This is a genomic window from Streptomyces sp. SP18CS02 (assembly GCF_036322365.1).
Lineage (GTDB): Bacteria > Actinomycetota > Actinomycetes > Streptomycetales > Streptomycetaceae > Streptomyces.
The window spans coordinates 385,798-399,889 of sequence record NZ_JAQYXC010000303.1 but is presented as its reverse complement, the minus strand read 5'-3'; the positions used below and the strand labels follow the sequence as shown (position 1 = coordinate 399,889).

The 14,092-nt window shown below is 70.1% G+C and carries 12 protein-coding genes; all 12 read left to right on the top strand.

Annotated features, from left to right (window positions below):
* Positions 1–378 precede the first annotated feature (378 nt).
* The 12 genes from rho (at position 379) to atpB (ending at position 14,070) form a co-directional block, all read left to right on the top strand.
* On the top strand, positions 379–2,415 hold the full coding sequence (gene rho / locus PUR26_RS32760) for a transcription termination factor Rho (RefSeq protein WP_329878193.1): 2,037 nt from the start codon (positions 379–381) through the stop codon (positions 2,413–2,415).
* 205 nt (positions 2,416–2,620) lie between these two features.
* Entirely contained in the window at positions 2,621–4,276 is a 1,656-nt protein-coding gene (locus PUR26_RS32755; RefSeq protein WP_329878191.1) for a trypsin-like serine protease, read from the top strand.
* 310 nt (positions 4,277–4,586) lie between these two features.
* Positions 4,587–5,681, top strand: coding sequence for an LCP family protein (locus tag PUR26_RS32750; protein ID WP_329878189.1), 1,095 nt, complete (start codon positions 4,587–4,589; stop codon positions 5,679–5,681).
* A gap of 132 nt (positions 5,682–5,813) precedes the next feature.
* On the top strand, positions 5,814–6,035 hold the full coding sequence (rpmE, locus tag PUR26_RS32745; protein WP_329878187.1) for a 50S ribosomal protein L31: 222 nt from the start codon (positions 5,814–5,816) through the stop codon (positions 6,033–6,035).
* Positions 6,036–6,195: 160 nt separating this feature from the next.
* Positions 6,196–7,272 (top strand): peptide chain release factor 1, encoded by a 1,077-nt coding sequence (prfA, locus tag PUR26_RS32740; RefSeq protein WP_329878185.1) that lies wholly within the window; start codon positions 6,196–6,198, stop codon positions 7,270–7,272.
* Between the two features lie 43 nt (positions 7,273–7,315).
* Positions 7,316–8,197: a peptide chain release factor N(5)-glutamine methyltransferase gene (gene prmC / locus PUR26_RS32735; RefSeq protein ID WP_329878183.1), complete on the top strand. Its 882-nt coding sequence runs from the start codon at positions 7,316–7,318 to the stop codon at positions 8,195–8,197.
* Between the two features lie 41 nt (positions 8,198–8,238).
* Positions 8,239–8,886: an L-threonylcarbamoyladenylate synthase gene (locus PUR26_RS32730; RefSeq protein ID WP_329878181.1), complete on the top strand. Its 648-nt coding sequence runs from the start codon at positions 8,239–8,241 to the stop codon at positions 8,884–8,886.
* Entirely contained in the window at positions 8,883–9,530 is a 648-nt protein-coding gene (locus tag PUR26_RS32725) for an arsenate reductase/protein-tyrosine-phosphatase family protein (RefSeq protein ID WP_329878179.1), read from the top strand. The genes PUR26_RS32730 and PUR26_RS32725 overlap by 4 nt, the downstream gene beginning before the upstream one ends.
* Before the next feature lie 109 nt (positions 9,531–9,639).
* A complete protein-coding gene (glyA, locus tag PUR26_RS32720) occupies positions 9,640–10,911 on the top strand; it encodes a serine hydroxymethyltransferase (RefSeq protein ID WP_329878177.1) in 1,272 nt (423 codons plus the stop codon).
* A gap of 106 nt (positions 10,912–11,017) precedes the next feature.
* On the top strand, positions 11,018–12,334 hold the full coding sequence (locus tag PUR26_RS32715; RefSeq protein WP_329878175.1) for an MraY family glycosyltransferase: 1,317 nt from the start codon (positions 11,018–11,020) through the stop codon (positions 12,332–12,334).
* A 263-nt stretch (positions 12,335–12,597) separates the two neighbouring features.
* Positions 12,598–13,035: a hypothetical protein gene (locus PUR26_RS32710; RefSeq protein WP_329878173.1), complete on the top strand. Its 438-nt coding sequence runs from the start codon at positions 12,598–12,600 to the stop codon at positions 13,033–13,035.
* A gap of 225 nt (positions 13,036–13,260) precedes the next feature.
* Positions 13,261–14,070, top strand: a complete 810-nt coding sequence (gene atpB, locus PUR26_RS32705) for a F0F1 ATP synthase subunit A (RefSeq protein WP_329878171.1) — start codon at positions 13,261–13,263, stop codon at positions 14,068–14,070.
* The last annotated feature ends 22 nt before the right edge of the window (positions 14,071–14,092 follow it).

Here is a 14,092-nt window from a genome sequence, read left to right as displayed (position 1 = left end):
GTGTTGGAGAGGGGGAATGTTTGTTGGAGCCGGTAGTGTTAACCTCAAGTCTGCACCCGACGTCTTTGTGGCGCGGTGCTTCGTGTCCCCGTCCGGGACCACCATTCTTCCGGGAGCCTCCCCAACTGCCTGAGCAGCCTGCCTGAGCAGTTTCGAGCACGCTCCGGAACCGGCGCGCGACATCCCTCGTTCTTCCCGTGAGTTCCCGCGAGCGGGCCGAGCAGGGGGCCTCGGGCCGACCCAAGCACGTTTTTTCTTCTCCGCCGTACCCGGCGGGACCACCGCCCCGATCCGGTCCACACATCAGGGACCGCGGTCGGACAGCACAACCGGTCGCCGAGCCAGAAGGCCGACGTCCGCTCCAGGGAAGGACCCTTCGTGAGCGACACCACCGATCTGATGGGCGTGACTGCCGACAACAGCGTCGACACCGCCGCGCCCGCCGCAGGTGCTGCCACTGGCACCACCTCACGGCGCCGCCGCTCCGGCACCGGCCTCGAGGGCATGGTCCTGGCCGAGCTGCAGCAGGTCGCGTCCGGCCTCGGCATCAGGGGCACCGCGCGGATGCGCAAGAGCCAGCTGATCGAGGTCATCAAGGAGGCGCAGGCCGGCGGCGGCGCGTCCGCGGCGAAGAGCGCCGACGCGGCAGGTGCCGAGACCAAGCCCAAGCGGCGCGCCACCTCCAAGGCCCGTACGGGTGAGGAGGGCGCCGACAAGGCGACCGACAAGGCCGCCGAGCGGGCTCCGAAGGCCGAGAAGGCCGTCGCGCAGCAGCAGATCGACATCCCCGGTCAGCCCGCCAGCGACGACCAGCCCGTCGGCGAGCGCCGCCGCCGCCGCGCGACCGCGCCCGCCGGCAGCCCCGAGGGGGAGGTCCGCTCGGACGTCAAGACGGAGGCCCGCGCCGACGTCCGTACCGAGACCAGGACCGACACGCAGTCCGACGCCAAGGGCGAGGGCGCTCTCGACAGCGCCGACGGCCGTGGCCGCCGTGACCGCGGCGAGCGGGGCGGCGAGCGCGGCGGCGAGCGCGGCGACCGCCGTGACCGCCAGCGTGACCGCCGCGACCGCGGCGGCAAGGGCGACGACCAGCAGGCCGGCGGCGGCCAGCGCCAGCAGCGCCAGGGCGGCCAGCCGAGCCAGACCGGTCCCCAGGACGACTTCGACGACGAGGCCGGTGGCCGTCGCGGCCGCCGCGGCCGTTACCGCGACCGCCGTGGCCGTCGTGGCCGCGACGAGTTCGCGAGCGGCGAGCCGCAGGTCTCCGACGACGACGTCCTGATCCCCGTCGCGGGCATCCTGGACATCCTCGACAACTACGCGTTCATCCGGACCTCCGGTTACCTGCCGGGTCCGAACGACGTGTACGTGTCGCTGGCCCAGGTCCGCAAGAACGGCCTGCGCAAGGGTGACCACGTCACCGGCGCCGTGCGCCAGCCGAAGGAGGGCGAGCGCCGCGAGAAGTTCAACGCGCTGGTCCGGCTGGACTCGGCGAACGGCATGGCCGCCGAATCGGGCCGTGGCCGCCCCGAGTTCAACAAGCTGACCCCGCTCTACCCGCAGGACCGGCTCCGTCTGGAGACCGACCCGGGCGTGCTGACCACGCGGATCATCGACCTCGTGTCGCCGATCGGCAAGGGCCAGCGCGGTCTGATCGTGGCCCCGCCGAAGACCGGCAAGACCATGATCATGCAGGCGATCGCCAACGCGATCACCACGAACAACCCCGAGTGCCACCTGATGGTCGTCCTGGTCGACGAGCGTCCGGAAGAGGTCACCGACATGCAGCGGTCGGTCAAGGGCGAGGTCATCTCCTCGACCTTCGACCGCCCGGCCGAGGACCACACCACCGTCGCCGAGCTGGCCATCGAGCGCGCCAAGCGTCTCGTGGAGCTGGGTCACGACGTGGTCGTGCTGCTCGACTCGATCACCCGTCTGGGCCGCGCGTACAACCTCGCGGCGCCCGCCTCCGGCCGCATCCTGTCCGGTGGTGTCGACTCGACCGCGCTCTACCCGCCGAAGCGCTTCTTCGGTGCCGCGCGCAACATCGAGGACGGCGGCTCGCTGACCATCCTGGCCACCGCGCTGGTCGACACCGGCTCGCGCATGGACGAGGTGATCTTCGAGGAGTTCAAGGGCACCGGCAACATGGAGCTCAAGCTCGACCGGAAGCTCGCCGACAAGCGGATCTTCCCGGCGGTGGACGTCGACGCGTCCGGCACCCGCAAGGAAGAGATCCTGCTCGGCAGCGACGAGCTCGCCGTCACCTGGAAGCTGCGCCGCGTGCTGCACGCCCTCGACCAGCAGCAGGCGATCGAGCTGCTGCTCGACAAGATGAAGCAGACGAAGTCCAACGGCGAGTTCCTGCTGCAGATCCAGAAGACGACCCCGTCGGCCGGAAACAACAACGACTGACGACTCGTCACATTCTGCGGCTTTTGGCACAAGGCCCGCTCCGTTACGCAAGTGACGGAGCGGGCCTTGTGTTTGTACGATCGGTCAGCCGTCCCCCACGCGGTCCCCCACTTCACCTCGAAGCCTCTTCCGACTGGAGACACGCGTGCGCGTTACGCGCCATGGCGGGCCCGTCAACCGGGTTCGCAGACTCATAGCCGCCTCCGTGGCCACCCTCGCCCTCGCGGCCGGTGCCTTCACGACGACGGCCCACGCGGCCGACGACAACCCCACCGACAAGTTGCGGGCGCCCAAGGGGTACGAGACGGTCTCGCGGCCGTCGCAGCAGCAGCGGATCATCGGCGGCACGGACGCCGCCTTCAGCAAGGCGCCGTACATGGTGCAGCTGATGTACAACTTCTACGACGACGGCTACCTGTACTTCAACTGCGGTGGCACGCTCGTCGCCCCCAACAAGGTTCTGACGGCGGCCCATTGCATCCGCCCCACCTCGGCGGAGAACCTCGACTACGTCACCGACGGCCTGGTCCTCGGCGGTACGTCGAAGATCGGCGGCGGTCCCGAGGACGAGGGCACGGCGTCCGCCGTGAGCCGCGTCTGGGTCCACCCGAACTGGAACCCGGACACCCTGCAGAACGACATCGCGGTGATGACGCTCGCGAAGCCGATGCCGTACACCCCGCTGCCGATGGCCGGGCCGGACGACCTCGCGTCGTACACGCCGGGAACCCAGGGCCTGACCCTCGGCTGGGGCCTCACCTCGGGCACCGGCGACCAGGTCGCCGCCAACCTCCAGCAGGTCCTGCTGCCGATCAACGGCGACGAGGCGTGCACCGCCAACCTCGGCCAGTTCGGCTACGACGCGAGCGGCCCGATGATCTGCGCGGGCCAGCCGGGCACCGGCGACGACGCCACCGGCAAGACCACCTGCCCCGGCGACTCCGGCGGCCCGCTGATCGTCAAGGGCAAGATCGTCGGGATCGTCTCCTGGGGCATCGGCAACCAGTCCACCGGTGAACAGTGCAACATGGCCGGCTTCTACGAGGCCTTCACCAAGGTCGCCACGTTCAAGGGCGCCGCTCAGGCGCGCGTCGACGACGCCGACCTGAGCCGGGACGGCCGCGCCGACCTGTTCGCCCGTACGACCACGGGCGAGGACTGGAGCTTCAACTCCAACGGCATCGGCTTCACGGGCAAGTACGCCGTCTCCGGCACGTACTCCGGCTACAACGTCGTCGTCCAGACCGACCTCGACCGTGACGGGCACCAGGACTTCGTGGGCCGCCAGACCTCCAACGGCGAGCTCCACTGGATCCGCCGCACGGAGGCGAACGCCACGTACACCGCGGTCCGTCTGGCCACCGGGTTCGGCGGCTACAAGGCGATCATCGCCCCCGGCGACGTCACCGGTGACGGCAGGCCCGACGTGGTCGGCGTCTCCGGCACCGGCGTCCCGGTCGTCCTGCCGGGCAACGGCAACGGCACCGTCGGCACTCTCGCGGTGGTCGGCTCCGGCTACGACCGCTTCAACGCGATCCGGGGCCACGGCGACTTCACGGGCGACGGCAAGGCGGACCTGGTGGCGCACGAGCCGGCCTCCGGCGCGCTGTACCTGATCCCGGGCACCGGGACCGCCTCGGCGCCGTTCGGCGAGCCGGTGCGCGTCGCGGAGAACTGGAAGGTCTACAACGTGATCGCCGCGCTGGGCGACGTGTCCGGCGACGGCATCGCCGACCTGGTCACCCGTACCGCCGACGGCAACCTCCAGCTGCACCGGGGCACCGGCCTGGCCGACACGGGCATGCTGCGGGCGCCGGTCCAGGCCGGCACCGGCTTCGGCGGCTTCAACCTCTTCGGCTGAGCCACGGCCTCCTCGTCCGGCCCCGCCGGGGCCCCATCGGGCTCCGGAGAGGTTGGTCACAGGCCGCCCCGTCTCCACAGGGCGCCTGCCCAGCCATGAACACGCAGGTGGGAAGGGCTTCAGAGCCTTGGCCGCCCGCTGTGCCCACCGCGCGCCGCGCGGTGGGCACAGCGCGTTCTTAAGGCGTTTTAAAGACGCCGTGCAACCCTTTGGGCCGCTTCACCGTCTGACAAGCGCCGGACAACCACCGACAAAACATGCCTGATCGCCACGCCGGGGGGTAGGGGCGTCAGCAAGGACTGAGGAGACCATGGCCGAGCAGGGCAGGAGCAGCCGAATACGCGGCACCGGACGCCGCCGCAGGGAGCCGGCCAAGCGACACCGGGGACTCGCCTTCGCCGCCTGGTCGGCCGCCGCGCTGGTGGTGGCCGGCGGTTCCGGACTCGGCTACGCCTACTTCACGCTCAACGGCAACATCGAGAGCGTCGACATCAACTCCCAGCTGCGCGACGACGATCGCCCGCAGGACACCGACGACGGCTCCATGGACATCCTGGTGCTCGGCTCCGACTCCCGCGCGGGGGCCAACGGCGCATACGGCAGGGACGAGGGCGCCGCCCGCTCCGACACGGCGATGATGGTCCACCTCTACGAGGGCCACAAGAAGGCCAGTGTCGTCTCCATCCCGCGCGACACCCTGATGGACCGCCCCCGGTGCACCACCCCGTCCGGCGAGGCCGTCCCCGCCCAGCGCGAGGCGATGTTCAACACGGCGTTCGAGGCCGGTGGCCCGGCCTGCGCGGTCAAGACAGTCGAGCAGATGTCCGGCATCCGTATGGACCACTACATACAGGTCGACTTCGCCGGGTTCAGGAAGCTGATCGACGACCTCGGCGGTGTCGGGATCACCACCACCAGGGCGATCGACGACAAGAGCAGCCACCTCCGGCTGCCCGCGGGCACGCACACCCTCGACGGCGAGCAGTCGCTGGCACTCGTCCGCACCCGCAAGGCCGTCGGCGACGGCAGTGACCTGGGCCGGATACAGCTTCAGCAGGCCTTCATGAAGGCGTTCATCGACCAGGTCAAGAGCGTCGGCGTCCTCAGCAGCCCCAAGAAGCTCTGGGACCTCGCCGACACCGCCACCAAGACGATCACCCCCGACTCCGAGCTCGACTCGGTCAAGGAGCTCGCCGGCTTCGCGGGCGGCCTGAAGGACCTCGGCGCCCAGGACGTGCACATGATCACGCTGCCGGTGCGCTACGACCCCGCCGACCCCAACCGGGTCGTGCCGCTCCAGGCCAGGTCACAGCAGGTCTGGACGGCCCTCAAGCAGGACCGGCCGATCCCCGCGGACGCGACCGCCGACACCGCCACGGGCCAGGCCGAGGGCGTCGTGAAGTAGGCCGGAATAGATCCGGCGACACCCCGGTTTTGGGAGATACGGCCGGTCCTGGCAGACTGGTACGTCGGCCCCGGTTCACGCACCCGCATCCCGCCCGTGCGACCCGGAGCCCTCCCGAAACTAGGAGACACCTTGAAGCGCGACATCCACCCCGAGTACGCCGAGACGCAGGTCAGCTGCACCTGTGGCGCGTCGTTCACCACCCGTAGCACGATCGACGGCGGCACCATCCGTGCCGAGGTCTGCTCCGAGTGCCACCCGTTCTACACGGGCAAGCAGAAGATCCTCGACACCGGTGGCCGCGTGGCCCGCTTCGAGGCCCGCTTCGGCAAGGCTGCCGCCGCCAGCAAGTAGCGAGCCACTGCGCCGGTCTACGGCCGCCCCGGGTGCGGGGTGGCCGAGACCGGCGCTTTGCCGTCTCCCGCTTTCCCGCCGGGGGATCCGGGCACCACGCGGCTCGGTGCCGACGTCGCAGCCCCGGGAACACACAGTCGTACGAAACCAGGAGCCCCCGATGTTCGAGGCGGTCGAGGAACTGATCGGCGAGCACGCCGATCTGGAGAAGAAGCTCGCCGACCCGTCGGTCCACGCGGACCAGGCGAACGCGCGCAAGCTGAACAAGCGCTACGCGGAGCTGACCCCGATCGTCGCCACGTACCGCTCCTGGAAGCAGACCGGCGACGACATGGAGACCGCCCGCGAACTCGCCGCCGACGACCCGGACTTCGCCGCCGAGGTCAAGGAGCTGGACAAGCAGCGCGAGGCCCTCACGGACAAGCTGCGGCTGCTGCTCGTGCCCCGCGACCCCAGCGACGACAAGGACGTCATCCTGGAGATCAAGGCGGGCGCCGGCGGCGACGAGTCCGCCCTGTTCGCCGGCGACCTGCTGCGCATGTACCTGCGGTACGCGGAGCGCGTCGGCTGGAAGACCGAGCTCATCGACGCCACCGAGTCCGAGCTCGGCGGCTACAAGGACGTCCAGGTCGCCGTGAAGACCAAGGGCGGCCAGGGTGCCACCGAGCCCGGCCAGGGCGTCTGGGCGCGACTGAAGTACGAGGGCGGGGTGCATCGCGTGCAGCGCGTGCCCGCCACCGAGTCCCAGGGCCGCATCCACACCTCCGCCGCCGGTGTCCTCGTGACGCCCGAGGCCGAGGAGATCGACGTCGAGATCCACGCCAACGACCTGCGCATCGACGTCTACCGGTCCTCCGGGCCCGGCGGCCAGTCCGTCAACACGACCGACTCCGCCGTCCGCATCACCCACCTGCCGACCGGCATCGTGGCCTCCTGCCAGAACGAGAAGAGCCAGCTCCAGAACAAGGAGCAGGCCATGCGTATCCTGCGCTCCAGGCTGCTCGCCGCAGCCCAGGAGGAGGCGGAGAAGGAAGCCGCGGACGCCCGCCGCAGCCAGGTGCGAACGGTCGACCGGTCCGAGAAGATCCGTACGTACAACTTCCCGGAAAACCGGATCTCGGACCACCGCGTCGGCTTCAAGGCGTACAACTTGGACCAGGTGCTCGACGGTGAGCTCGACGCCGTGATCCAGGCGTGTGTCGACGCCGACTCCGCCGCGAAGCTCGCCGCCGCCTGACCCGCCCCGCCCACACCCGACCCGCTCAGCCCGGAGGACCAGCGTGCAGCAACATTTTGGGGGGCGACCCCCAAGCCCCCGCAGTGTGCTGCTTGCGGAGGTGGCCCAGGCCACCCAACGCCTGGCCGACGCCGGCGTGCCGTCACCGCGCTTCGACGCGGAGGAGCTCGCCGCGTTCGTGCACGGCGTCAAGCGGGGTGAACTGCACAACGTCAAGGACGCGGACTTCGACGCCCGCTACTGGGAGGCCGTCGCGCGCCGGGAGGCCCGCGAGCCGCTCCAGCACATCACCGGACGCGCGTTCTTCCGCTACCTGGAGCTCCAGGTGGGCCCCGGCGTCTTCGTGCCGCGCCCCGAGACCGAGTCGGTCGTCGGGTGGGCCATAGACGCCGTACGCGCCATGGACGTCGTCGAGCCGCTCATCGTGGACCTGTGCTCCGGCTCCGGCGCCATCGCCCTCGCCATGGCCCAGGAGGTGCCGCGCTCGCGCGTGCACGCCGTGGAGCTGTCCGAGGACGCCCTGGTGTGGACGCGGAAGAACGCCGAGGGGTCCAGGGTCACCGTCCACCGGGGCGACGCGCTGGCGGCCCTCCCCGAGCTCGACGGCCAGGTGGACCTGGTCATCTCCAACCCGCCGTACATCCCGCTCACCGAGTGGGAGTACGTCGCGCCCGAGGCCCGCGACCACGACCCGGAGATGGCCCTCTTCTCCGGCGAGGACGGCCTCGACACCATCCGCGGCATCGAACGCACCGCCCACCGGCTGCTGCGCCCCGGCGGCCTCGTCGTCGTCGAGCACGCCGACACCCAGGGCGGCCAGGTGCCGTGGATCTTCAACGAGGAGGCCGGCTGGACGGACGCCGCCGACCACCCCGACCTGAACAAGCGCCCGCGCTTCGCGACCGCGCGCAAGGCGACGCCATGACCAAGCATGTGACCACGCATGTGTACGAGGAGGCCCGTTAAATGGCTCGGCGATACGACTGCAACGACGCGACCGACCGCACGACCGGCCTGCGTGAGGCCGCGTCCGCCGTCCGTCGCGGCGAGCTCGTCGTGCTGCCCACCGACACCGTGTACGGGATCGGTGCGGACGCCTTCGGCTCGGAGGCCGTCGCCGACCTGCTGGCGGCCAAGGGACGCGGCCGCAACATGCCGACCCCGGTCCTCATCGGCTCCCCGAACACCCTGCACGGCCTCGTGACGGACTTCTCGGAGCAGGCGTGGGAGCTCGTCGACGCCTTCTGGCCCGGCGCGCTGACCCTGGTCGCCAAGCACCAGCCGTCCCTGCAGTGGGACCTCGGGGACACCCGCGGCACCGTCGCGATCCGGATGCCGCTGCACCCGGTCGCCATCGAGCTGCTCACCGAGGTCGGCCCGATGGCCGTATCGTCCGCCAACCTGACCGGACACCCCTCTCCCGAGGACTGCGACGCCGCGCAGGAGATGCTCGGCGACTCGGTCTCCGTGTACCTGGACGGCGGGCCGACCCCGGGCATCGTCCCGTCGTCGATCGTCGACGTCACGGGCAAGGTTCCGGTCCTCCTGCGCCAGGGCGCGCTCGGCGCGGACGAGCTCCGCAAGGTCGTACCCGACCTCGAGGTGGCCAATTGACCGCCCCTGAGGGGCGTGGCATAGGTGCGGCCGCCACCGGCGACACGTTCAGAATCCTCCACGTCAGCACCGGCAACGTCTGCCGCTCACCGATCACCGAGCGGCTGACCCGCCATGCCCTGGCCGACCGCCTGGGGGAGCACCTCGGCGGCGGCCTGATCGTGGAGAGCGCCGGCACCTGGGGCCATGAGGGCGCGCCCATGGAGGCCAACGCCGCCACGGTCCTCGCCGACTTCGGGGCGGACGCCACCGGGTTCGTGGGCCGTGAGCTCCTCGACGAGCACGTGATCCGCGCGGACCTGGTGCTGACGGCGACCCGCGACCACCGGGCGCAGGTCATCTCCATGGGCCATTCGGCGGGCCTGCGCACCTTCACGCTGAAGGAGTTCACCCGGCTGGTACGGGCGATAGACCCGGCCACGCTGCCCGACCCGCTGGGCGAGGGCGTCGTCGAGCGCGCCCGCGCGCTGGTGCGCGCGGCCGCGGCGCTGCGCGGGTGGCTGCTGGCCCCCAGCCCGGACGCGGACGAGGTGAACGATCCGTACGGTGCGCCGATCACCTTCTTCCGCTCGATCGGCGACGAGATCAACCAGGCGCTGGACCCCGTGGTGACCGCCCTGACGGGCGTCGAGACGAAGCACTGAGCCGTGCCGGTGGGCTCGCGGCGGGTTGAACCGCGACCGCCGGGCGGGCGCGGGCACGCGGGCCTACATTGGAGCTGACGGGGTCCCGCCCACGCGCCTGGAGCCAGAGATGCCGGTCACCGCTGCTGCCGACGATGTGCGCGTCCACGCCTACCGGGCGGACGCCGACGCCCTGCGACGGCAGGACCCCGAGATCGCCGACGTGCTCGCCGGGGAAGTGCGGCGGCAGGCGGACAGCCTCCAGCTGATCGCCGCCGAGAACTTCACCTCGCCGGCCGTGCTCGCCGCGCTCGGATCGCCGCTCGCCAACAAGTACGCCGAGGGGTACCCCGGCGCGCGGCACCACGGCGGGTGCGAGCTGGTGGACGCCGCCGAGCGTATCGCCGTCGAACGGGCCACCGCGCTGTTCGGGGCCGCCCACGCCAACGTCCAGCCCCACTCCGGCTCCTCGGCCGTCCTCGCGGCGTACGCGGCCATGCTGAGGCCCGGGGACACGGTGCTGGCGATGGGGCTGCCCCACGGCGGTCATCTCACCCACGGCTCCCCGGCCAACTTCTCCGGCCGCTGGTTCGACTTCGTCGCCTACGGCGTGGACGCCGAGTCCGGTCTCATCGACTACGACCAGGTGCGCGCCCTGGCGCACCGGCACCGGCCGAAGGCCATCGTCTGCGGTTCGATCGCCTACCCCCGGCACATCGACTACGCGGAGTTCCGCGAGATCGCCGACGAGACCGGCGCCTGTCTGATCGCCGACGCGGCCCATCCCATCGGCCTGGTCGCCGGGGGAGCGGCGCCCAGCCCGGTCCCGTACGCGGACGTGGTGTGCGCCACGACGCACAAGGTGCTGCGCGGACCGCGTGGCGGGATGATCCTGTGCGGCGAGGAGCTCGCGGGGCGCATCGACCGGGCGGTGTTCCCCTTCACGCAGGGCGGCGCCCAGATGCACACCATCGCCGCGAAGGCCGTCGCGTTCGGCGAGGCGGCGACGACGGAGTTCGCCGCGTACACCCATCAGGTGGTGGTCAACGCCCGCACGCTCGCGGCCGCGCTCGCCGACGAGGGCTTCGCGATCACCACGGGCGGCACCGACACCCATCTGATCACGGCCGACCCCGGCCCCCTGGGGGTCGAGGGACGCACCGCCCGGGGGCTGCTGGCCGCGGCGGGCATCGTGCTGGACACCTGCGCCCTGCCGTACGGGGACGGGCGCGGGATCCGGTTCGGCACGGCCGCGGTGACCACCCAGGGCATGGGACCGGCGGAGATGGCGCGGATCGCCGCCCTGTTCGCGGCCGCGCTGCGCGAGGACGCCGCGGCGACCCGTACGGTTCGCGCCCGAGTACGTGAACTGACCGAGCGATTTCCACCGTATAGGGGGTAGAAGCGCGTCGGTGGAACCGTCCGGGGCACCCGGGTGTCCACCAGCACATGGGCACCAGAGCTAGGGTGTGGGGCTGAGATGGCCAGCTATTCCTGTGGGGCAGCCCGTGCGTGATTATCTGCTGACGCTCTGTGTCACGGCTGCGGTGACCTATCTGCTGACCGGCCCGGTGCGGAAGTTCGCCATCGCGGCCGGGGCGATGCCGCAGATCCGGGCGCGAGACGTCCACCGAGAACCGACGCCGCGGCTCGGCGGCATCGCCATGTTCTTCGGACTGTGCGCGGGACTGCTCGTCGCGGACCACCTGCCGAACCTGAACAGCGTCTTCGCGCTGTCCAACGAGCCCCGTGCGCTGCTCTCCGGGGCCGCCCTGATCTGGCTGATCGGCGTCCTCGACGACAAGTTCGAGATCGACGCGCTGATCAAGCTCGGCGGGCAGATGATCGCCGCGGGCGTGATGGTGATGCAGGGTCTGACCATCCTGTGGCTGCCCATCCCCGGCATCGGCACGGTCGCCCTGACCCAGTGGCAGGGCACGCTCCTCACGGTGGCGCTGGTCGTGATCACGATCAACGCGGTGAACTTCGTCGACGGCCTGGACGGTCTCGCGGCCGGGATGGTGTGCATCGCCGCCACGGCGTTCTTCCTGTACGCGTACCGGATCTGGTACGGCTACACGATCGAGGCCGCCGCGCCCGCGACGCTCTTCGCGGTGATCCTGATGGGCATGTGCCTGGGCTTCCTGCCGCACAACATGCACCCCGCCCGGATCTTCATGGGCGACTCCGGCTCGATGCTGATCGGTCTGGTGCTGGCGGCGGCCGCGATCTCGATCACCGGCCAGGTCGACCCGGACGCGCTCAAGATCTTCGAGGGCTCCACGCGCCAGGCCACCCATGCGGCGCTGCCGGTCTTCATCCCGCTGCTGCTGCCGCTGACGATCATCGCGATCCCGGTGGCCGACCTGGTCCTGGCGATCGTGCGCCGCACCTGGCACGGCCAGTCGCCGTTCGCGGCCGACCGCGGGCACCTGCACCACCGGCTGCTGGAGATCGGGCACTCGCACAGCCGGGCGGTCCTGATCATGTACTTCTGGTCGGCGCTCATCGCCTTCGGCACCCTGGCCTACTCGGTGCACTCGGCGTCGATGTGGATCGTGCTGGTGATCGTGGCGCTGAGCGCGATCGGTCTGGTGCTCCTGCTGCTGCCCCGGTTCACGCCGCGCGCCCCGCGCTGGGCGGAGTCGTTCGTGCCGCCGCGCTACCGCCGCAGGAAGACCGTGCCGGGGACGGCCGCGGCGCTCCCGTACGAGGGGCCGTCGAGGGAGGAGCGCGTTCCGGTGCCGGCCGGTGTCAACGGAGCGACAGCGATCGGCGCTCGTTCACACCTTCCCGACCGGCGGAAGGCCGGAACGCCGAGTTGACGAAGGGCTCAGCGGCGGCCATTACCAGACAAAACGGCGAGCCGCACTGCACACACGGGCGCAGTCACTCTCATGTGTGAGAGTCAGCACACGCCCGGGTAAAGACCTCATCAAATAGTTTGTGATACGGTTCACGAGACCCGGCGACAGAGTCGAAGAACCCCAGTGCGACGGTTCATCGACCCCGAGACTCGCCTCGGACCGGGCTTACGCTCGTCCATGACGACACCACTTTGCCCCCACCAGCAAGCGGAGATGCCGCCATGCCGTCCAACGACGTCCGCCTCCTCCTGCACACCGCCGTACCCACGCTCGCCACCGGCGTCATCGCCACCGTGGTCAGCGGTGTGGTCGCCGGTGGCAAGGGAGCGATCGGAGCCGTCGTCGGCACGCTGGTGGTCGTCCTCTTCATGGGGATCGGGCTGGTGGTGCTCCAGCGCACGGCCAAGTCGCTGCCGCAGCTGTTCCAGGCCATGGGGCTGATGCTCTATACGGTCCAGCTGCTGGTGCTGTTCATCTTCCTGGCCCTGCTCAAGGACACCACCGCGTTCGACTTCAAGGCGTTCGCCTTCACCCTTCTCGCCACCACCGTCGTGTGGGTCGCCGCCCAGGCGCGCGCCTACATGAAGGCCAAGATCCTTTACGTGGAACCCTCTTCCGGCTCGGGTGACAAGCCCGCCAGGAAAGGGTCCTCGTCGTGAGGGGTAGGGCCGGGATAAATGGCCGTTCGAGATCCTGCTATCGTCCGGTGCCAACTGCGGCACTGCGGGCGCGGGCATCCGAGCTGACGCCTGACCCAGCGCGAGGCTCGAAGCCGAACCGCCGCCCCCTTATCCGTAAGACCAGTCCAGTGCCGACCCGCGGCTGCGTGCCGCGCCGACACAACGAGGTTGCCGTACCTATGCGCCACGCTGAAGGAGCCCGCGGTGAGTGCTGACCAGACGCTTGCCTTTGACGCGAGCTGCCACATCTTCACCGGATGCGGGTTCCCAGCTCCGGGCCTGCACACGTTCCTTTACGAGCCCATCTTCACCGCCGGTGGCTTCGAGTTCACGAAGCCGATGCTGCTGGCGCTGCTGAGCTCGATCGTGGTCGTCGCGTTCTTCTGGGCCGCGTTCGCCAAGCCCAAGCTGGTCCCGGGCAAGCTCCAGATGGTCGGCGAGGCCGGGTACGACTTCGTCCGCCGCGGCATCGTCTACGAGATCATCGGCAAGAAGGACGGCGAGAAGTACGTCCCCTTCATGGTGTCGCTGTTCTTCTTCGTGTGGATCATGAACCTCTGGTCCATCATCCCGCTCGCGCAGTTCCCGGTCACCTCGCTGATCGCCTTCCCGGCCGGTCTCGCACTGGTCGTGTACGTGATGTGGGTCAGCCTGACCTTCAAGAAGCACGGCTTCGTGGGCGGCTGGAAGAACATCCTCGGCTACGACAAGTCCCTCGGCGCGATCCTGCCGCTGATCATGCTGCTCGAGTTCTTCTCGAACCTGATCATCCGGCCCTTCACGCACGCGGTCCGACTGTTCGCGAACATGTTCGCGGGTCACCTGCTGATCGTGATGTTCTCGCTGGCGACCTGGTACCTGATGAACGGCCTCGGCTTCGTCTACGCCGGCGCCTCGTTCGTGATGGTCATCATCATGACGGCCTTCGAGCTCTTCATCCAGGCCGTCCAGGCGTACGTCTTCGTGCTCCTGGCCAGCAGCTACGTGCAGGGCGCGCTCTCCGAGCACCACTGAGCGCGCTTCGGCCCAGCCCACC